General features: G+C 40.9%; 15 protein-coding genes. 5 read left to right on the forward strand and 10 right to left on the reverse strand.

The features are described from left to right. Nucleotides 1–91: 91 nt before the first annotated feature. Entirely contained in the window at nucleotides 92–1,276 is a 1,185-nt protein-coding gene (locus AC04Q1_RS22445) for a class I SAM-dependent rRNA methyltransferase (RefSeq protein WP_478366783.1), read from the reverse strand. A 91-nt stretch (nucleotides 1,277–1,367) separates the two neighbouring features. Then, nucleotides 1,368–2,384, reverse strand: a complete 1,017-nt coding sequence (locus AC04Q1_RS22450) for a LacI family DNA-binding transcriptional regulator (RefSeq protein ID WP_478366784.1) — start codon at nucleotides 2,382–2,384, stop codon at nucleotides 1,368–1,370. Between the two features lie 263 nt (nucleotides 2,385–2,647). On the opposite strand from AC04Q1_RS22450, the gene AC04Q1_RS22455 reads away from it, so the two are divergent. The 5 genes from AC04Q1_RS22455 (at nucleotide 2,648) to AC04Q1_RS22475 (ending at nucleotide 11,084) form a co-directional block, all read left to right on the forward strand. Next, nucleotides 2,648–5,836 (forward strand): SusC/RagA family TonB-linked outer membrane protein, encoded by a 3,189-nt coding sequence (locus tag AC04Q1_RS22455; protein WP_478366785.1) that lies wholly within the window; start codon nucleotides 2,648–2,650, stop codon nucleotides 5,834–5,836. 23 nt (nucleotides 5,837–5,859) lie between these two features. Beyond that, a complete protein-coding gene (locus tag AC04Q1_RS22460) occupies nucleotides 5,860–7,653 on the forward strand; it encodes a RagB/SusD family nutrient uptake outer membrane protein (RefSeq protein ID WP_478366786.1) in 1,794 nt (597 codons plus the stop codon). 11 nt (nucleotides 7,654–7,664) lie between these two features. Beyond that, complete coding sequence (locus AC04Q1_RS22465; RefSeq protein WP_478366787.1) at nucleotides 7,665–9,230, forward strand: DUF4957 domain-containing protein; 1,566 nt, start codon at nucleotides 7,665–7,667, stop codon at nucleotides 9,228–9,230. A gap of 75 nt (nucleotides 9,231–9,305) precedes the next feature. Then, nucleotides 9,306–10,328: a pectinesterase family protein gene (locus AC04Q1_RS22470; protein WP_478366788.1), complete on the forward strand. Its 1,023-nt coding sequence runs from the start codon at nucleotides 9,306–9,308 to the stop codon at nucleotides 10,326–10,328. 15 nt (nucleotides 10,329–10,343) lie between these two features. After that, entirely contained in the window at nucleotides 10,344–11,084 is a 741-nt protein-coding gene (locus AC04Q1_RS22475; RefSeq protein WP_478366789.1) for a rhamnogalacturonan acetylesterase, read from the forward strand. A gap of 236 nt (nucleotides 11,085–11,320) precedes the next feature. Here AC04Q1_RS22475 and AC04Q1_RS22480 read toward each other — a convergent pair whose 3' ends face one another. The 8 genes from AC04Q1_RS22480 to pelA form a co-directional block, all read right to left on the reverse strand. Next, on the reverse strand, nucleotides 11,321–12,946 hold the full coding sequence (locus AC04Q1_RS22480) for an NADP-dependent glyceraldehyde-3-phosphate dehydrogenase (RefSeq protein ID WP_478366790.1): 1,626 nt from the start codon (nucleotides 12,944–12,946) through the stop codon (nucleotides 11,321–11,323). 120 nt (nucleotides 12,947–13,066) lie between these two features. Beyond that, on the reverse strand, nucleotides 13,067–14,506 hold the full coding sequence (locus AC04Q1_RS22485; protein WP_478366791.1) for an MFS transporter: 1,440 nt from the start codon (nucleotides 14,504–14,506) through the stop codon (nucleotides 13,067–13,069). A gap of 21 nt (nucleotides 14,507–14,527) precedes the next feature. Continuing rightward, nucleotides 14,528–15,190 carry a bifunctional 4-hydroxy-2-oxoglutarate aldolase/2-dehydro-3-deoxy-phosphogluconate aldolase gene (locus AC04Q1_RS22490; protein WP_478366792.1) on the reverse strand — a complete coding sequence of 221 codons (663 nt, stop codon included), beginning with the start codon at nucleotides 15,188–15,190 and terminating at the stop codon, nucleotides 14,528–14,530. Further along, nucleotides 15,183–16,238, reverse strand: a complete 1,056-nt coding sequence (locus AC04Q1_RS22495) for a PfkB family carbohydrate kinase (protein ID WP_478366793.1) — start codon at nucleotides 16,236–16,238, stop codon at nucleotides 15,183–15,185. Before AC04Q1_RS22495 ends, AC04Q1_RS22490 begins: the two co-directional genes overlap by 8 nt. Nucleotides 16,239–16,352: 114 nt before the next feature. Beyond that, nucleotides 16,353–17,753, reverse strand: coding sequence for a glucuronate isomerase (gene uxaC / locus AC04Q1_RS22500; RefSeq protein ID WP_478366794.1), 1,401 nt, complete (start codon nucleotides 17,751–17,753; stop codon nucleotides 16,353–16,355). A 177-nt stretch (nucleotides 17,754–17,930) separates the two neighbouring features. Next, a complete protein-coding gene (locus tag AC04Q1_RS22505) occupies nucleotides 17,931–19,577 on the reverse strand; it encodes a UxaA family hydrolase (protein ID WP_478366795.1) in 1,647 nt (548 codons plus the stop codon). A 1-nt stretch (nucleotide 19,578) separates the two neighbouring features. Next, complete coding sequence (locus tag AC04Q1_RS22510) at nucleotides 19,579–21,090, reverse strand: tagaturonate reductase (RefSeq protein ID WP_478366796.1); 1,512 nt, start codon at nucleotides 21,088–21,090, stop codon at nucleotides 19,579–19,581. A gap of 80 nt (nucleotides 21,091–21,170) precedes the next feature. Then, nucleotides 21,171–22,184 carry a pectate lyase gene (gene pelA / locus AC04Q1_RS22515; protein ID WP_478366797.1) on the reverse strand — a complete coding sequence of 338 codons (1,014 nt, stop codon included), beginning with the start codon at nucleotides 22,182–22,184 and terminating at the stop codon, nucleotides 21,171–21,173. Nucleotides 22,185–22,271 lie beyond the last annotated feature (87 nt).

The raw sequence follows: 22,271 nt of genomic DNA on the forward strand, positions 1-22,271 counted from the left end.
TGGCGATTTACAGTTTTTGTACCTCGCTAACCAATGAGCGGATGAACCATTTAATTATTGGTCTGTGAGGACACAGACCAAGGCATTTTTTTTACAGCACCCTTAACAACAATCCCTTTAAGTATTCCCCTTCCGGAAAAGAAATCCTAACCGGGTGATCTTCCGGTTGGCAGAATTGTTTAATAATCTGAACTTCTTTACCTGCATCAAGTGCTGCCCAGGCGATAATCTGCTTAAAAGTCTCGATATCAACCGCTCCAGAGCAAGAGAATGTAGCCAACAAACCACCCTTTTCTAATAGTAACATGCCTAAACGGTTTAAATCTTTATAGGCTCTAGCTGCACGATCTAAAGCAGAACGCGAGGGTGCATATTTAGGCGGATCCAATACAATTACATCAAATAATTCTCCTGATTCTTTAAAAGCACGAAGTTGCTTATTTACGTCGGATTGAATAGTGCTTACTTTGTTTACATCAAAATTATTTAAGACTACGTTTTGTTTTAGTGTTTCTACAGCTAAACCGGAACTATCAACACTGGTAACGCTTGATGCTCCATTAGCCAAACTGTTTAAGCTAAAACCACCGCTATAACTGAAACAGTCTAAAACTTTTTTACCTTTTGTGTAGCTAGCTAAAATGTGCCTGTTATCGCGTTGATCGCAGTAGAAACCTGACTTTTGTCCTTCGGCGATATTGATATTATAGGTGATTCCATTTTCTTTTACCGCTAAAAATTCTGGTGGGTTTTCGCCCCAAAGCAATCCGTTTTCAACAGGTAAACCTTCATGGGTACGGGCCGTGGCATCACTCTTATCAAATATTCCCGTTGGTTTTAATTCAGCCTTTAGTATTTCTACAATCTCTGCCTTTACTTTCTCCATTCCAGAGCTTAAGATCTGTAGTGATAAGAAATCGGCATATTGATCAACAATCAAACCTGGAAGAAAATCGGCCTCACTAAAAACCAACCTACAGGTATTGGTTTGTTCACTTAAAATAAACTGGCGCGAGGCAATCGCCTGTTTTAAACGGTTCTGATACCAATTGTTATCGATGGTTTGTGTTTCATCCCATTCTAATAGACGAACGGCAACGCGCGAATTGCTGTTGTAATAACCATAAGCCAGAAATTCATTATCAAAGGCAAATACTTTTACCACATCACCATCTTCGGGTTTTCCCTTAACTTTTTCCAATGCGCCAGAAAATACCCAGGGATGTCTTTGTAATGCAGCTTTTTCTTTACCTTTTTTTAGTGTGATTTCTACCATGTTGCAAAGGTAATAATTAGTTTGGAGTTGAAGGTTGGGAGTTTGGAGATCGTACATCTGCTCATACCGCCATTCGCTAAGCGCTTATCATTTACCGCTTCGTCATCTTCACCAGTTCGGTATCTAAAACCTTGGTTTCGAATTCTGTGATAGGTCTTTTGGCCTCGATCATCGAAATTAACAGTTCGGTAGCTACCTGGCCCATTTCGAAAGCTGGCTGTTTAACCGAAGTTAATGATGGCGAAAATAGCTCTACCAGATTAGAGTTGGTGAAGCCAGCGATTGCAATATTATGGGCTACTTCGGGATTGGTTTTCTTTAAGGCCAGAATACATCCTGTTGTTAAGCGATCGCTTGAAATAAAAATCCCATCTGGATTAAAGGGCAAAAGTTCTTTAACGGCTTGTTCCAGTTCTGCATTGTGCATACCACCATGTTGACAATATTTAACCAGCTCGGGCTTGAATTCGATATGGTATTTAACTAATGCGGCTTTGTAGCCTTCTAATCTCTCTTTTGTTATCGAAAGATTTTCGGAATTTGTTAAATGCGCAATAGTTCTTTTTCCTGATAAAATAAGATGTTCGGTGGCGTCAAAAGCACCCTTAAAGTTATTTGCTATTACTTTGTGGGTTTCAAAATCCTTGGGTACACGGTCGAAAAAAACTATTGGTAAGCCTTTGGCATACAAATTCCTGAGGTACTCGATATCTTGTGTTTCTGAAGAAAGTGCAATCAATAAACCATCAATAGAGCGAGATGCCAGGTGTTCTACGTTCAATTTTTCCTGTTTGTACGATTCGTGACTTTGAGAGATAATTACATGATAATCTTTATCATAAGCGATAGATTCGATACCGTTGATCACCTGGGAAAAAAAGTTATTGGCAATTTCACTTACAATAATGCCAATGGAATAACTGCGGCGTTCCTTTAAACTTCTGGCAATGGGGTTGGCACGGTAGTTTACCTTTTCTGCGTAAGCCAACACCAGCTTTTTAGTTTCCTCACTAATTTCGTAACGGTCTCTTAAAGCCCTGGAAACTGTAGAGGTCGACAGTCCTAATGCCTTAGCAATATCTTTTATGGTAGATGTTTCAAATCTCATTTTTGGCGGTGCGTACAAGTTACAAAAAATATCTCTTTGATGGAATCCGAATGCAAGATTAATAAACGTTAACACAACGTTTTTGGGAACGTTTGCACACTTTTTTAGTTAAATCTGGTTTCAATTGGTTTTTAGTTTGTAAAATTGTTATGCCAACATAACCAAATATTAACAAACAATAACATCCCGAAATAGAATTACATTCTATCTGCAAGCGATTGCAACATCCCAATAACCAAATATTTTCAAATAAATTACTAATTATGAGCAAAGTTTTACTCTTATTTACATTCCTTTCTTTTCTCGGATTATCCCAGGTGCAGGCACAGAACAGACAGCTTACCGGAACCATAAAAGATAAAAAAGATGGCCAGTCTCTGGTTGGCGTTAGCGTAACCATTGCAGGTTCAAAGAATGGAACCAGTAGCGATGCAAATGGTATTTTTAAAATCAGTATACCTGCAAAGGGAACGGTTTTAACTTTTACTTACATTGGTTATAAAACCAAAAATGTTACGGTAACGAATGAAACGAAACTTTCTGTTTCTTTAGATGAAGATGCGAACAATCTTGAAGAGGTGACCGTAAACATCGGTTATGGCACCGTACGCAAAAAAGATTTAACAGGTGCAGTTGGCTCTGTTGGGGCAGCCGTAATTGCTGCGGCTCCTGTTTCTTCTGCGCTGGAAGCTATTCAGGGAAGGGTTGCCGGTGTGAGTATCGCATCAACCGAAGGTTCGCCAAACGCTGAGTTAGTGGTGCGCCTGAGAGGGGGCGGTTCCATTACAGGCGACAATACCCCGCTTTATATCGTTGATGGTTTCCCTGTAAACTCCATTGCGGATATCGCTCCACAGGATATTGAGAGTATCGATATCCTGAAAGATGCATCATCTGCGGCGATTTATGGTTCGAGGGGTGCAAACGGTGTAATCATGGTGACCACAAAAAACAGTAAGGATGGTAAAACGGCTATAAGTTTAAATGTATTTGGCGGTGTAAGAAATCTCGCCAACAAACTGGATGTACTTACGCCTTACGATTATGTCAGCTGGCAATATGAGCGTTCGCTATTAGACAAGTCGCCAACAGATTATACCAAGTATTTCGGCAACTATCAGGATATCGATTTATATCAAAATATACCTGCTAATGATTGGCAGGAGCTTGTTTTTGGGCGTACGGGCAATACATTCAACTCCAATTTAAGCATCAGCGGAGGTGGAGAGAAGACCAAATATAGCATCAGCCACAACTTTGTTAAGGACAGGGCAATTATGCAGCTTTCCGATTTTGAAAGACAAAATCTAAACTTTAAATTAAACCATAAGTTATTTAAAGGGCTTACATTAGATTTGGGCTTCAGATATTCTGACGCCAAAACCAACGGTGGAGGCACCAATGAACAAAATGAAGTTTCATCTGCAGATTCCCGCCTGAAATTCGCGATGATTTATCCACCTTTTCCTGTGCCCGGATTAACTACCACGACAGAAACTGATGATGAGTTTAACCTGTACAATCCCTTAGTTTCCATTTCTGACAACAATCAGTACACACGACGTAAGGCATACAACATCAATGGTGCTTTGAGTTACGATATTATCGACAATTTAAGATTGCGTTCTGAGGTGGGAATTGATGATGTTAGAAATAACCAGGACCGTTTTTACGGAACAACAACCTATTACGTAAGAAATGTTCCTTCTGCAGATAACCAGAATTTACCCGCTATTATTTTTACAAACGCAAGCACCAATACTTTTAGAAACTCGAATACCTTAAATTACAATTTCAGTAAAATTATAGGTAACAAACACAATTTAAATGTGATGGTGGGGCAAGAGTATATGACAACTGAAGCCGGCACACTCAGTAATGTGGTACACGGGTTTCCTAAAACATTTACTTTCGAACAGGCAAGGGTTTTGTCTACTCAGGGAAAAGCCAACACAATCGATAATAATTTTTCCAACGATAATAATCTGTTCTCTTTTTTCGGAAGGGCCAATTATGATTATTCAGGTAAATATTTAATCAGTGCAACTTTCAGGGCCGATGGATCTTCTAAATTTTCTCCGGGCAACCAATGGACTTATTTCCCATCTGTTTCTGCAGCGTGGAGAATTTCTCAGGAAGATTTTATGAAAGGAACAAAATCATGGCTTAGCGATTTAAAATTAAGGGCAAGTTATGGCAGTGCAGGCAATAATAATATCCCTGTTGGGCAAACGGTTCAAAGCTTCCAGAATTCTGTTACCACCTGGGTAAATGGCTTCAGCAATTATTGGGCTGCATCAAAGGTGATGGCGAATCCCGATCTGAAATGGGAAACCACCATTACCCGGAATATTGGGTTAGATTTTGCTTTATTTAATTCGAAGGTTACGGGTACAATAGATGCTTACTCAAACAGAACCAAAGATTTATTAATCCTCTTCCCTGTGGGCGGTACCGGTTACGACAATCAATACCGTAATCTTGGGTCTACGCAAAATAAGGGCTTAGAATTTTCTTTGAACTGGAATGCGGTAAAGAAAACCAATTTCGATCTATCATTTAATGCAAATATCAGCTTTAACAGAAATAAGGTACTTTCATTAGGTTCAGTTAAAAACATCAATGCCTCATCCGGTTGGGCTTCAACAGAGGTTGGTGTGGATTATTTGGTTGAAGAAGGCGCTTCTGTAGGCAGAATATATGGCTACCGTAGCGCGGGCAGATACGAAGTATCTGATTTTACAGGATACAATGCAACAACAGGCAACTGGACCTTAAAACCTGGGGTGGTAGATGCTACCGCATTTATTGGAACAATACGTCCTGGCTCGATGAAAATCGAAGATATCTCCGGCGATGGTAAAATTGATCTCTCTGACCGAACAATTATAGGCAACGCAAATCCATTACACACAGGCGGTTTCTCTGTAAATTCGAGGATATATAGCTTCGATATCGGTGCCTATTTTAACTGGAGTTATGGAAACGATATCTACAATGCCAATAAAATCGAATATACCTCTACCAGTAAGTACAGCTCCAGAAATATGATATCCGAAATGGCAAGCGGAAACCGCTGGACAAACTTACGTGCAGACGGCACAATCAGTAACGATCCTGCCGAACTTTCGGCAATGAACGCAAATACCACCCTTTGGTCACCATACATGAAAACGTTCGTGTTGAGCGATTGGGCAGTGGAAGATGGTTCGTTCTTAAGGTTATCTACGCTCACGTTGGGTTACACCTTACCTACAAAAATATCGGAAAAACTAAAAATGAAAAAGTTCAGGGTATATGCCTCTGCTTATAATTTATGGTTGCTAACCAACTATTCGGGCTTTGATCCGGAAGTTTCTACCCGTCGCAAAAACCCGCTAACGCCTGGTGTAGATTATTCAGCTTATCCAAAAAGCAAGTCGTTCGTTTTTGGTGTAAATGTTAACTTTTAAGCATATCGTTTAATATAAAAAAAATGAAAAAGATTATATATACAATGTTTATCCTTACAGCCCTTACCATAGTTAGCAGCTGTAAAAAAGCATTAGATGCCCCAACAAAATCCTCTTTAGATGAATCGGTTATTTTTTCTACGCCATCTTTGGCCGAAGGAACAATTCCAGGTATTTTACAGTCATTCGGGGAAACTAATTCTTACAGAGGCCGTTTTTTGGTTTATTATGGATTGAATAACGATGCAGAAGTGTATAACGGATTAAAAACAATCGATGATAAGGCTAAATTGTCAAATTACGATGCCAATGTAAACAATGGTCAAATGAATACAGCTGATAATGCCTGGGCTAAATTCTACGAAGGTATTGAAAGGGCGAATCTGGCCATTAGGGGTTTGAGAACTTATGGTAATATTAGCACTAACCCACAAATGGCTCAGATTTTAGGTGAAATCCTGACGCTGAGAGCGGTGTTATATAACGACCTGATTAAAGGCTGGGGAGATGTACCGGCCCGTTTCGAACCCATTACCACCGAAACATCATATCTACCCAAAAACGATAGGGATATTATTTACAAGCAATTATTGGCCGACTTAAATGAGGCGGCCGGCTATTTACCATGGCCGGGTGATAATAGTACAACAGCTAAAGTAGAGCGTGTAAGCAAGGCTTTTGCCAAGGGTTTAAGGGCACGCCTGGCCTTGGCTGCGGGAGGTTATGCCCAGCGCCTTGATGGAACTGTGAAATTAAGTTCTGACCCCGATCTCACGCGCGATAAAATGTATGCCATTGCCAAAAAAGAATGTGTTGAAATTATCAACAGCAATAAATTAAGGTTGTTAGGCTTTGAGGAGGTTTTCAGAAAACTGAATGAAGAAGGTGGTGCAGCAGGCTTAGAGTCGATGTGGGAAATTCCTTTTAGCGAAGGCAGAGGCAGGGTGATTTTCGATCTTGGGGTAAAACACCTTAAAACAGATAAATATACCGGGCAGAACAAAGGCGGAACCGATGGGCCAAACCCGATTATGCTCTATGAATATGATCGGGATGATGTAAGAAGAGATGTAAGCATTGTTCCTTACGAATGGGATGGGGGTACCGGCGATACCGGGGGCTACCAGGTACCTTCTGCTTTGGGGAGATTATACTTTGGCAAGTACCGTTACGAATGGATGAAAAGACGGGTTACCTCTACCAATGATGATGGCTTAAACTGGATGTACATGCGTTATGCAGATGTTGTTTTAATGGCAGCAGAAGCAATTAATGAATTGGATGGGCCAGCTTTAGCTGCTCCATATCTCAAAATGATCAGAGACCGGGCCTTCCCTACAAATCCATTAAAAGTAAGTGCATTTATGACTTCTGTAACGGCTTCAAAACAGACATTTTTTGATGCTATTGTGAACGAAAGGGCCTTAGAGTTTACAGGTGAAATGTTGAGAAAAAACGATTTGATCCGCTGGAACCTATTAGGCGCTAAAGTAGCGGAAGCGAAAACCAAACTTCAGCAATTGGAAACCCGGCAAGGCAGGTATGCAGCACTTCCAGCCAAAATTTATTACCGGACTGCAGCAAATGGTGAAACCGTAGAAATTTATGGCTTAAACTTCGGCGATACGGATGCACAGGGCGTTGCATTAGGCTATCCATCAAATAAGGCATGGACGATGGCCGCCAGTGGCGATGCCATTACTTACTGGGATGCACTTGCGGTAAAAGATCCCAACAAACAGCAGTTCTGGCCGGTATGGCAGGTCTTTTTAGATTCGTCTAACGGGTTGTTAAACAATAAAAATTTAGGGTTATAAACTAATCGGCAATGAAACGAAATAATATATATACCATCGTTTTCCTTATGATCACCTTAATCGGGTTTTCAGCCTGCAAGGATAATGAGCTGGAAGAAGTGACTAAACTGCAGGTCGACAGGACATTTTCCCCTACCGATCTTAGCGCAAGTATCGTAAATAAAACAGGCATCAGGTTATCTTGGAAAGCGGTAAATAATGCAAAAACATATACCATAGAGGTATTTGAAAATGCCGATTTTTCGGGTACGCCCATCAAGTCGGTAGGCAATATCACTTTTGCACAGTTGCCCTATACGGTTACCGGCCTTGCCGGCGATACGCAGTATTCCGTTAGGGTAAAAGCTGTTGGAGAAGGCATTACCGATTCTAAATGGATTACAGCAACATTAAAAACAGATGCAGAACAAATTTTCCAGACTGTAAATGCCGCTAAGTTAACATCAAATACCGTTGTATTGAATTGGCCTGCTGGCGAAACTGCAACAACAATCACTTTGGCACCAGGCAACATCACCCATACCGTAACCCCTGCCGAAATTACAGCCGGCGAAGCAACTATAACTGGTTTGACTGGTGAAACATTATATACGGCAAAACTATTCAATGGAGCAAAAATCAGGGGTACAACTACTTTTACAACCTTACTTGATCTTGGAGGTGCAATAGCAGTATTGCCAACGGATAATCTGACCACTTTAATGGCCAATGCTAAGGAAGGTGATGTATTTGCACTTTTCCCTGGCACCTACACCATCAATGCCGATGTAACAGTAGGTGCTTCTATCTCGCTGAAAGGGGCAAAACCAACTGATAAGCCAATTATTAAAGGTATGGTGCTAAGGTTGAAAGCCAATGCAGGACTGGGTTTAAAAGATCTTGAGATAGATGGTACTGGCGCACTAAATGGAAATCAGGCTATTATTTACGATGAAGCCTCTGATAATGCTTACGGTAATCTTTCCATCGAAAATTGCACGATCAAGAACTATGTTAAAGGTCTGATGTATGTAAACATAAAAGCACTGATCGAATCTGTTACCATTAAGGGAAATGTGATCAGCAATATAGAATGTAATGGCGGAGATTTTATCGACTTTAGATCAGGTTTAACCAAAACACTAAACTTCTCTAACAATACGGTTTATGCTTCGGTATTAGCGAGAGATTTTTTCAGGATGGACCCAACCGGCTCTACAAATTTCCCAGCCATTACCTCTGTTATATCAGTTTCTACCAATACACTAAACGGCATTTGCAATGGCGCGTCAAATAGACTATTTTATATCCGCTTAGCTAAACACGAAATTTATTTTTCAAAAAACATTGTTGCCAGTTCCGGTGGTATTTTGACCAATCAGGCATCAACCGCTATTGTGGCGGCCAATTTTACCGCAAATAATTATTTCAATGCACCAACATATTTATCAGGAAGTGCAACATCAGGCGCGAAATATGACACAGGAACAGCTACTACATTAAATCCGGGTTTTACCGACCCTGCAACTGGCAACTTTACCATGAGCCAAGCAGATTTAAAAAGCAATGGAATAGGTGACCCACGGTGGAGGAACTAATTTCATAATTGATTAGGGCAGGTTTTAATCTGCCCTTTTTTAATGAACTTTATGCTACAGATTTAATCGATCAGAATGACAACAACATCTTACTTTAGTTTTATTACGCTAATCCTTTTTAATACATTTTCCATTTTTTATCTGCACGCCCAAGACCCTAAATACCCTTCTACCATAACGGTTGGGCAAGATGGCAACCAGAATTACAAAACCATTCAGGAGGCCATAAATTCCGTAAGGGATTTAGGCGAGAAAGAAGTGAAGATTTATGTAAAAAATGGCATTTATAAAGAAAAGTTGATTATTCCTTCCTGGAAAATTAATATTTCTATTATTGGCGAAAGTGCTGAGCATACGATCATCACCTTCGACGATTATTCGGGAAAGCCTAATCCTTTAGGGAAAGATGCCTTTGGAAATACCAAGTTTAGCACCTACACCTCATTTACGGTATTGGTTCAGGGTAATGATATCCATTTGGAAAAACTAACCATTATCAATTCGGCGGGCCGGGTAGGACAGGCCGTTGCCTTACATGTAGAAGGCGATCGGTTTTTAGCAAAACACTGTAGGTTTTTGGGCAATCAGGATACCCTTTATGCTGCAATTGAAAATAGCCGGCAATATTATCAGAACTGTTTTATCGAAGGCACCACCGATTTTATTTTCGGTAAGGCCACGGTAGTTTTTCAAAACTGCACCATTAAAAATTTAAGTGACTCATATGTTACAGCGGCATCAACCTCTGCCCAGCAAAAATTTGGATTTGTTTTTATAAATTGTAAGCTTATTGCGGATCCGTCTGTTACGAAGGCCTATTTAGGGAGACCCTGGCGACCTTATGCAAAAACGGTGTTTATAAATTGCAATCTGGGCAAACATATTTTACCTGAAGGATGGAACCCATGGAAAGGCGATAAGATGTTTCCGGATAAAGAACGAACTGTTTTTTATGCGGAATATAAAAATAATGGTGGCGGGGCATCGCCAAAAACAAGATTACCCTGGGCGAAACAATTGACTGATCAAAAGGCGAAAAGTTATACTTTAAAAAATATACTGGGCGGAAACGATCAATGGAACCCGCTTCATTTATAGCATGATCAACAAAATATGGATAAAAATTTCTTTAAAGTTTTAGCAACAGGTAGCTTAGCCGTTTTACTTTCTTTCACACTCATCCCAAAGAAAACGAAACTCTATATCATTGGAGATTCTACTGCCGCCAATAAAGAAGAAAAAGCCTATCCTGAAACAGGTTGGGGTATGGCATTACAGTCTTATTTTAAAGTAGACATTGAAGTTGACAACCGGGCGCTGAACGGAAGGAGTACAAAATCTTTTAGGGCCGAAAAACGTTGGGAACCAATTTTAGCGCAACTCAATCCTGGAGATTATGTATTCATTGAGTTTGGGCACAACGATGAGAAAGTTGACAAACCAGAAGTTGGCGTTTCATTGGCTGATTTTAAAATCAACCTGGTGAATTACGTAAAGGAAACCAGAAGTAAAAAAGCCTTTCCTGTTTTACTAACACCAATCTCGCGCAGGAGTTTCAAAAATGGGGTTTTAATGGATTCACATGGCGATTATCCACGCATTACCCGTCAGGTTGCCGATTCGTTAAACGTTCCTTTGATTGATATGCTGGTAAAAACCGAAAGTTTATTAAACCGCCTGGGAGAAGAACCATCCATCAAATTATTCAATCATGTTGATTCGGGAAATGTAAATTACCCAAATGGAAAGAAAGACAATACGCACTTAAGTCCTGAAGGCGCTAAACAAATTGCCGGTTTGGTAGTGAGGGGGATAAAGGAGTTAAAGTTAAGTTTGGTGAAGAGTTTGAAGTAAAATACGGCGGATATCGTCCTTGTTAGTCACAAGGTGATTCCTAAAAACGAGGATGTAGGAGAATAGCGATTATATTGCCGTGATGTAATTACATTACCCGCATTACAAATGCAGCCCAGGCAATCCCGTTGTTCCATAGGAATCACCTTGTCACAAACGAGGCTATAATACATGCTAAAAAGCCGCAAATTCATAGATTTTAATCTGCGAACCTGCGGCTTGGTTTGATAAGACTTTTAGAAAATATACTTCGTACTTAAAAAGTTCGAATCATCTCCTCTAACAATTTCATTTAACAACTTTTTGTTGTCCTCTGTAAATTTGGTGGCTACCAAAGACCGGATCGAGAACGAACGTAAGGCATCAACAACAGAAAGTGTTCCTTCGGCACTGTCTTTACGGCCGGTGAAAGGGAACACATCTGGTCCACGCTGGCATTGACAGTTGATATTTACACGGCTTACCTGGTTAACCAAAGGATCGATCAACGAAGAAATTACCGCAGCGTTGTTGCTAAAAATACTCACCTGCTGGCCGTGTGGCGAACCGATTAAATATTCGATGGGCTCTTCTAAGTCATCAAATGGAACAACCGGAACAATCGGACCAAACTGCTCTTCGCGGTATAATTTCATGTTGCTGTTTACCGGATAAACAATTGCCGGATAAACGAATGTTTCCAAGGTTTGACCTCCGTTTTTATTTACCACTTTCGCGCCATGGGCAACCGCATCATCAATACATTCTTTCAAGTATTCTGGTTTGTTCAGCTCTGGAAGCGGGGTAAGGTTTACACCTTTTACCCAGGGCATACCAAACTTTAATTTTTCTACTTCAGCAGACAAACGCTTTAGGAACTCCTGTGCCAGGCTACGGTGAACGTACACAATCTTAATCGCGGTACAACGTTGTCCGTTAAAAGAAAGCGAACCCAAAACGGTTTCGGAAACAGCTAAATCAAGATCGGCATCTTTGGTGATGATGGCCGCGTTTTTCGCGTCCAAACCTAAAATTGCCCTTAAGCGGTTTACTTTAGGGTGCAACTTTTTAAGTTCGTTAGCTACTTTACTCGAGCCGATTAAGGTAAGTACATTAATTTTTCCGGATTTCATTAAGCCCGGAACGATGGTATTGCCCCGGCCATAAATCGTATTTACAACACCCTTAGGAAAGCTAGAGCGGAAGGCCTCTAATAAAGGATAGTGTAATAAGGTACCATGTTTAGGTGGTTTGAATAAAAGTGTATTGCCCATAATCAAGGCTGGGATAAGCGTTGTAAAGGTCTCGTTTAACGGATAGTTGAACGGCCCCATACAAAGTACCACTCCCAGTGGAGAACGGCGCACCTGGGCCACAATACCCTGCTCTATTTCAAAACGTGACGACTGTCTGTCGATATCTTTCAATGCGTCGATCGTAGCATAAATGTATTCAACCGTACGGTCGAATTCTTTTACCGAATCTGCATAAGATTTCCCGATCTCCCACATAATCAATTTCGCAACAATTTCTTTTTGCTCAATCATCTTATGGGTGAAGTTTTCTACACATGCAATGCGATCGGCAACGCTCATGGTTGGCCATTGCCCACGTCCGTTATCATAGGCGGCTACAGCTGCATCTAAAGCTTCTGTAGATTCTTTTTCTGTACAGACAGGGAAACTACCAATACGCTTGCGTTTGAAGCCTTCAGGGGTTTTTACGCATACCGGAGAAAACACTTCATTAAATGGTCCGTTCCATGGTTTCATTTCTCCATTGGAAAGAAACTCCTTTTGATTGATTTCTTCCGTGAGCCTAAATTCATCTGGAATCTGGCTCTCTTCAACGAAAATACTTTCGAGGTTTAGAGGTGTACTCAATTTGGGTTGGTTGTTAGGGGTTTATAATTGTGTTAATCTATGGTTTAAGTATAGATTAACCTTATTGCAAATATATCAATACGCAGATCATTTAACTTTACCTGCGCATTAAATCTGCGATTATTTTAGTTCAATCACTTTATATTTTGGCACTAAGGTTTTCATTACGGTCCAGCCGATTAAATAACATACCGCGCAGATGGAGAAAATGATGAAATAACCTGCTTCTTCACCTTTAAAGCCCATAAAAACAATCTTGTTTTTGCCCGTATAATCGAACAATAAACCAGAGCCTTTGTTGATAATGAAAGCACCGATACCACCAGCCATACCACCAATACCAGTAATGGTTGCAATAGCTTTTTTAGGAAACATATCGCCAACTGTAGAAAATATATTTGCCGACCAAGCCTGGTGCGCTGCACCAGCAATACCGATAATGATTACCGGAATCCAATAGGTAATATGACCTAAAGGCTGTGCTGCCAAAGCCAAAAGCGGGAAAAAGGCAAAAATCAACATGGCCCTCATTCTACCTTCATAAGGGTTCATGCCTTTTTTATCAACGAAATAGGTTGGTAACCATCCGCCAACGATGGAAAGAAGGGTAATCATGTAGAGTACAAATAACGGAAATGCACTTTGTGTAGAATCCATTCCATAAACCGACTTCAGGTAGGCTGGAGTCCAGAACAAAAAGAACCACCATACACCATCGGTCATGAATTTACCAAAGGCGAAAGCCCAGGTTTGTTTGTATTTAAAACAATCTACGAACGAAACCTTCTCTTTAGTTTCTTCCACATAATCGGCTAGTTTTCTATCGTTGATTACATCTTGTTGAATATAAGCCAATTCTTCGGCGCTAACCCTTTTATGCAATTCGGGCTTGTTATAAACGAATACCCATAAGCCCATCCAGATAAAACCTAATGCACCGATAATGATGAAAGCCATTTCCCAGCCATAAGCCTTTGCTATAAAAGGAATGGTAATGGGCGCGGCCAAAGCACCAACGGTAGCTCCGGCATTAAATATACTGGTTGCAAATGCCCGGTCTTTTTTAGGAAAATACTCTGCCGTGGCCTTAATCGCAGCCGGAAAATTGCCAGCTTCCCCAACGGCCAATACAAAACGGGCAAAAATAAATAAGGTTACACTCACCGAAACTACCATGCCGGTATCGTTAACCCGGGCAATGATTTCTTTAGCACCCTCAAAGCCTACAAACCAGTTTCCATTGATGATCCCTGCGGTTGCTATACCACAGAAGGCATGTAAACAAGCACCAACAGACCAAACGCCAATGGCCCATAAAAAGCCTTTTTTGGTATCCAGTTTGTCAACAAGCCGGCCAGCAAAAAGCATGGATATCGCGTAGAAAATAGAAAACAGAGCGGTAATATTTCCATAATCGTTGTTGTCCCAATGAAATTCTGGTTTAATAAAATCTGTCCAGGTTAAAGAAAGTACCTGTCTGTCTAAATAATTTATGGTCGTAGCTAGGAATAACAGCAAACATATGGTCCATCTGTATTTGCTTGTTTTGGGTTGGTTCATTTGGTTAGGTGTGTTAAATTTTTATTTGCTTTGCTGAATGAGATCAAGCGCTAATTTTGTATTGTCGAATAACTCTTCGTAAAGGCCTTTGTTCATTACCTCTTTGCTGATGAGTTTGCTACCCATCCCAACGGCACAAACGCCAGATTTAAACCAGGTTTTTAAGTTATCGGCATTGATTTCTACACCTCCGGTTGGCATAAATAACTGCCCGGCGAAAAGATCTTTGATGGATGAAATAAACTCAGGGCCTAAAATATTGGCAGGAAAAATTTTGATCAGCATGGCTTTGTGCTCTTGTGCAACGCTGATTTCGGTCGGCGTCATGCAACCCGGAATCCAGAGCATACCGATTTTATTCGCAATTTCGGCAACTGCCGGATTTACGATCGGTGCAACAATAAAATCGGTTCCGGCTTCGATAAAGGCATGTGCATCTGCAGGTGTTTTAATGGTTCCAATACCCAGGTAAAGATCGGGCATTTCGGCATCCCGTATCTCCTTTAACTTTTTAAAGTTGGGCAAAGCAGATTTACCACGGTTGGTGTATTCGAAAACACGAACACCGGCCTTATACAGGGTACGTAATATTTCTACGCTACCCGGTTCGCTGTCCTGGTAAAAAAGGGGTAACATGCCCTGCTCTAAAATGGCATCTAAAATTTTGTGCTTGTTGCTAATCATTGCGTATTATTCTTTTTTCTATATCCGCGACGGTACTGGTTGTCGCGTCGCTTGGAATGTATAATTTATCGTATGCCGCCGCGGTAGCAAAGTTTAAGGTTTCTTTGGCCGATAACTGGTTGTAAAAACCATAAATCAGGCCTGCCATAAAACAATCGCCACTGCCTACTTTATCTAAAATCTCATCTGAAACATATTCTTCAGACACCGATAGCTCATTAGCGGTGCAAATGGCGGTATAATACCTGATGCCTTTACCATGATCAAACCTAAAGGTATTGGCAACGGCCTTACATGCTGGAAACAAACTTAATATTTCTTTAGAGGTATTGGTTGCCTGTTGCAGTAACGTTTCCTTTGCATAACCTTCAGTTAGTGTTAAATCTTCGTGAAGTACAGTACCCAACATTTTATTGGCTGCCCAAACATTCCCCATAATCAGGGTGCAATATTGCGCCAGTTCAGGCAAAATATCGATTGGATCCTTACCATATTTCCAAAGCTTTGCCCTGTAATTTAGATCCAGCGAAACCGTAATGTTTTTTGCAGTGGCCACTTTTAAAGCTTCCAGGCAAACATCAGCAATAGATTGATTGATTGCCGGGCAGATGGCACTAAAATGAAACCAGCTCACCCCCTCAAAAACTTCATCCCAGTTAATCTGTCCAACCTTTAAATCCGCATAGGCCGAGTTCGCCCGATCGTAAATTACGCCAGCATTTTTTAAGTCTTTCCCTTTTGGAAGATAATATAAACCCAGACGTTCGCCGTGGTAAACCATTGGTGTAGTATCGATATTTCTGGCATCAAGGTAATCTACAATTTCGCGGGTTACCGAATTATCCGGCACTGCCGATAAATAGGCAGAAGGCACCTTCCAAAGGGCCAGTGCCGTGGCTACATTCAGCTCTGCCCCACCTAGGTAAAACGGAAGTTTATTTTCTCTTAACCATTGGCCGTCCATATCGGGACAGATGCGTAAAAGTATTTCACCAAAGCTTAAAACTTTTTTTCCTTTTTTTGATGAAGCGAATATTTCGGTGCTCATTTTTGTATCTGATCGGCGTATTTCACCCTGTTTTCTGTAACGGTATGAAAATGGAAGGAAAACGATTGAAATGATTTGATTCCAACGAAATGCCTCTTTAAAGCCCTATTTTGGTTAAAATTTAAAGTAATTTTTTGCGTTAAAATACGAAATATCCTGAACAATTTTGCCAACCCATTCCAAGTCGTTAGGCAATTCGCCATTTTCAATGTCATCTCCAAAGAGGTTACAAACAATCCTTCTGAAATATTCGTGACGGGGAAAAGAAAGGAAACTGCGCGAATCAGTAAGCATCCCCACCAGGCGGCTTACCAAGCCCATGTTCGATAACGTATTTAATTGTTTGATCATCCCGTCTTTCTGATCTAAAAACCACCATGCCGAACCAAACTGAACCTTACCGGCAACTGAGCCGTCGTTAAAGTTTCCGATCATGGTTGCAATTAATTCGTTATCGGCAGGGTTAAGGTTGTAAATAATGGTTTTTGCAAGTTTATCCTGATTATCCAGGCGGTTTAAGAATTTAGATAGCGTCCTGGCCTGGCTAAAATCGCCTATCGAATCCCAGCCGGTATCGGGCCCCAACTGTCTTAACATCCGGGCGTTGTTATTACGCAATGCACCCAGGTGATATTGTTGTACCCAGCCTTTTTCGTGATCCCACTCTGCAAAATAAACCAGCATAGCTGATTTAAATTTCAGGTTTTCTTCATAAGAAATAACTTGTTTGTTACGGATTTTATCAAAAATGGCCGAGATTTCTGCCGAAGTATAATCTTCAGCGTAAATCTGCTCCAAACCATGATCGGAAACCGAACAGCCGTTGGCCGCAAAGTAATCGTGACGGCTTTTTAAGGCATCAATATAATCCTGAAAACTGCTGATACTTCTATCTGCAACACTTTCAAGCTTGTTTATATATTCATTTAAACCTTCAATATCATCGCTGTTCATCGCCTTATCCGGCCGAAAGGCTGGTAACATTTTAAGGTTAACGCCCTCTCTTGCCAATTGCTGGTGGTAATTTAAACTATCCAAAGGATCATCAGTGGTACAAACGGCCTCAACATTCATTTTGGCTAATAAACCACGAACCGAATACTCCGGTGTTTGCAGTTTTGCGGAACATTCGTCGAAAATTTTCTGTGCAGTTTTGCCCGACAGCAGATCATTTATACCAAAATATCGCTGAAGTTCTAAATGTGTCCAGTGGTATAGAGGGTTGCGCAGGGTGTAAGGAACGGTTTCTGCCCATTTCTCAAATTTTTCGTAATCCGATCCTACACCCGTAATATATTTTTCATCCACACCATTTGCACGCATGGCTCTCCATTTATAATGATCGCCAGCCAGCCAAACCTGACTGATGTTTGCGAATTGCGTGTTGTTCGCAATCTGCTCCGGGATCAGGTGATTGTGGTAATCGATAATCGGTAATGGCTTTGCAAAATTGTGGTAAAGTTTTTCGGCTGTTTTGCTTTGCAAAAGAAAATTCTCGTCTAAAAAAGGTTTCATGCGATGTGATTTGAGACATTAGATAATCCATTTGAGATGATCAAAACAATTATCTATTCATTTTTATTTTATTCCCGGTCTAAGTCCTCAAAGGCCGGAATTCAATTTCTATTTATCTATTGTGATCTGTGAGGACACAGATCACAGAATTTAGTTTGGTAAAACCAGGACTTCAGACTAAAGACTAACTCCCCGTTTCCATGGAATAAAATCATCCTGGTTAAGCAACACAGCCTTAGGTATAACCTCGCCACTAGCCGCTTTAATGCAATATTCCAGAATGTCTTCACCCATTTGTTCGATGGTTTTTTCGCCTTCGATTACTGGTCCGCAGTTGATATCGATAATATCTCCCATGCGTTTGGTTAATGCATTATTGGTTGATACTTTGATGGTTGGACAAACCGGGTTTCCGGTAGGCGTTCCTAAGCCTGTAGTAAACAAAATCAATGTTGCACCAGCTGCTGCTTTGCCTGTAGTGGCCTCCACATCATTTCCCGGTGTGCAAACCAGATTTAATCCAGGTTTTGTTGCGGGTTCGGTATAATCTAACACATCTTCTACCGGCGATGTCCCACCTTTTTTGGCCGCTCCGGTGCTTTTAATCGCATCAGTAATCAAACCATCTTTGATATTTCCTGGCGATGGGTTCATGAAAAAACCGGATCCTACGTTTTCTGCCGATTGGTTATATGCGGTCATCAACTGGATGAACTTACGCGCGGCGGTTTCATCTTTTGTACGGTCGATTAACTGTTGTTCGGCACCACAAAGTTCAGGGAATTCGGCAAGCAACACAGTTCCACCCAAAGCCACCAATAAATCAGACGTATAACCCACCGCAGGATTGGCGCTGATTCCGCTGAAACCATCGCTACCACCACATTTAACCCCCAAAACCAGTTTGCTTAATGGTGCTGCCTGACGTTCGATTTTATTGATCTCAGTTAAACCGATAAAGGTTTTTCTGATCGCTTCTTTCACCAATTGTTCTTCACTTTGCGATTGTTGCTGCTCGAATATGAATAGCGGCTTATCAAAATTTGGACTACGGTGTTTTAAGTCGTCCATAAAATCCTTAACCTGCAAATTCTGACAGCCTAAGCTCAATACCGTTACACCCGCAACATTGGGATGATCGGCATATGCGGCCAATAATTTACTTAATACAGCAGCGTCCTGACGGGTACCGCCACAACCACCCTGGTGATTTAAGAACTTAATGCCATCTACATTTTTAAAAACACGGTTGGTAGATGGATTTGCCAATCCGATAGAACCTGGATCAGCCTCTTCTAAAATCTCGCCGTTTTTATAAGCCTCAACCAGTTGGTGGGCATAAGATTTGTATTTATCGGTTACGGCATAACCCAGCTCGTTGTGCAAAGCCTCACGGATGACATCTAAATTGCGGTTTTCGCAAAAAACCGTTGGAATAAACAACCAGTAATTTGCGGTGCCTACACGGCCATCACTCCGGATATAACCGTTAAATGTCCTTCCTTCAAATTTAGAAACATCAGGGGCATGCCATTCGTAATGGTATGGACGGAATTCGTAAGGATCTGATGCATGTTTGGTATTTTCGGTATCCATTAAACCACCTTTAAGAATAAAGTGCTGCGCTTTGCCTACCAATACGCCGTACATAATAATGTGATCACCCACATTCATATCCTGCATAAAAAACTTATGCTTGGCCTGGATATCATCCTGTAAAATATATTCCTGTCCATCGTAAATCACGGTTTCACCTTTTGCCAGGTTTTGCAGGGCAACGAGTACATTATCGTTGGGATGGATTTTTAAAATTCTCGTAACCATTTTAAATTGTTCTTTCCGAATGCAAGTTACTTAAAGTTTCTTTTGCACCTTTATTTTGTAATAATTCAACATAAGATTTTACGGCTGCATTAAAGCCTGGGTAATTGTTCAGGTTTTTATCCCAAAGACGCCTGTCGCCAAGTGTATTGTCTACCACTGTTTCCGGGCTTTTCCAGTATTCGTATAAGATTTCAGCAAATTCATCCTGCACAGGATAGGTTTTTCCGTTTGCACTTGCAGCGTAGACATCGCCATCTTTGCTTACGTTCATGAAAAGAATGTAAGCCGCAACACCTAAAGCGGTAAGCTGAGGGACTTCATTTTTCAAAGCATAGTACCTTCTGATCAACGGCATGTTGCGCATCTGCATTTTTGAAGTGAAGTTTAGTGTAATGGCCTGCCACTGGTGCTCTAAAGCAGGATTGCTGAAACGATCGATCACACTTTCGGCAAAAGCAATCGCCTCTTCATAAGTAATATCTTCATTTACCACAACTGGTGCGATTTCATCTTTCATCAGTTTTAACACATTGTTCGCAAAATCTTCATTCGCCATGGCCTCTTTTACAGTATTAAAGCCTGCTAAAATCGCTAATCCGCAACTGATGGTATGCGTACCATTTAGCAAACGGAGTTTTAGCTCCTTAAATTTATCGATTGAGGGAACAATAGAAACCCCCTTATCTGCTTTTGCAAAGGATAAAATTTCCTTCACTTTTTCGCTTGATGATTCGATCGCCCAAAGCCTGAAGGGTTCGGCCATGATCATCAGTTCATCTTCGTAACCCAGCTCATTTTCAATTGCTCTTTGTTCTGCCTCTGGAAGTTTACCAGGTACAATTCTGTCTACCAAAGTTTTACAAAAATGGTTGGCTGTTTTTAACCAGTTTTCAAAATCCCAGCCCAACTTGTTCTGGATCGCAAGATCCAATAAGATTTCTTTTAACTTATCGGCATTATCGCTGATTAATTCAGTCGGTACGACCACCATTCCGCTTTCAGCAGAACCCTTAAAGGCTTTATATCTTTCGTGCAGGAAGGCCAATAATTTACCCGGATAGGATTGCGGAGGATTATCGGTAATCTTATCTTCACTTTTAACGATCCCAACTTCGGTGGTGTTCGAAATTACGACCTGCATTTCAGGTTGATGGGCGGCTTTTAAAATCTCAGCCCAATCTTGTGAAGCCGATAACACACGGCTGATGGAGGCGTTGATTGAATTTTCTTCCACATGATTACCATCTTCAATGCCTTTTACACAAAGGGTGTATAGGTTGTCCTGTTTCGAAAATGCATCCGCACCGCCTTTTGAGGTCGATTTAACCACTAAAATACGGCCATTGAAAATGCCTTTTTGATTGGCCCTATCGATAAAATAATCCGGCAATCCACGCAATAAAACACCTGTTCCAAACTGGATTACTTTTTCAGGCAAGGTCAAAATTTCATCACTTGGTTTGCTAACCTTTTCGCCGTTAATGTTTGCTAAATTCTCTTTGTTTAAAATCATGGTAATGTTCTTTAACCACTAAGGCACAAAGGCACAAAGTGTGATTCATAATTATCCGTTCTGACGAATTATACTTTTATTTATTTTCCATTAGTGCTTAACCACTTCGGGTATTCTTTTTCAATTAATTTTTGCCCCCAGTTGCCATACCAGGCATAACCGTTTCTTCTTTCGGGACTTAGTTCTTCCAGTTTTGTTTTAATCGTATTGTCCCGGTCGCCGAAAAGCGGGGTGTTTTTCTCCAGGTCGTAAAATCGTGCCCAGGTGATGCTCGTGTTATCGGCAACCAAGGCTGAAACATTTTTATTCCGATCGAAGCGGTAACCCACAATTTTATAGGCATCAAACCATTTTACGGCTGCCGCAATTGATTTTTTTAATTCTGGTGAAGGATTTTTAAGTCTCATCAGGAAACGCACGATACCTGCCGATTCGCTTGTACTTAACGAAGCCGGTTCAAATGCCCTTGCTTTGGCAGGCAACATCGAATCTTTATCATATTGGGCGGCCCAAATGGTTAGCGATCCATTCTGCTTCACTTGCGTTTTAATGATACAATCGACACCTTTTTTTATGGCATTTTCGGCTTTTTTAATGTAAGCTGGATTCACTACCTCAAAATCATTTTCCTGAGTGGCAATATCCTGTAAGATATTGAGTACGTTGATCATGGCATCATCATTATAGGTAATTTCTGAGCGGTACAAAGCTTTATCAGGATAATACTGTGGCCAGCCCCCATTTGCATACTGAGCGGTTAAAATATAATCCAATCCCTTTTCTGCCGCTGTTAAATAGGCTTTGTTCTGTGTTTTTTTATAGGCCTGAACAAGGTATGCCACTTCTCTGCTGGTGGCCTTGTTATCGAATGTGGCATGCAGATCTTTAGTCGCTTTTATCCTGACCAAAAGCTCCGGTGTGAGGCTTGCGCTATAGTTCACCACGCTTTTATCTTCCAATTGTTTCGGCCAGCCGCCATTGCCCAATTGATACACCAGCATTTTATCTGCGGTAGAATCAGCTGGCTGTTGCGCATAACACGATAGCATTAGGGTGCTACAGATCAGGGTTAACCATATCTTTATTTTCATCATTTATATTTCTTTGTTTTTTGCCACGTAGGTACCGATTAACACTGAGAAATTCTTTTACGTGGCCAATATCAAATTATCTGAGTCATC

This window comes from Pedobacter humicola (assembly GCF_056490705.1).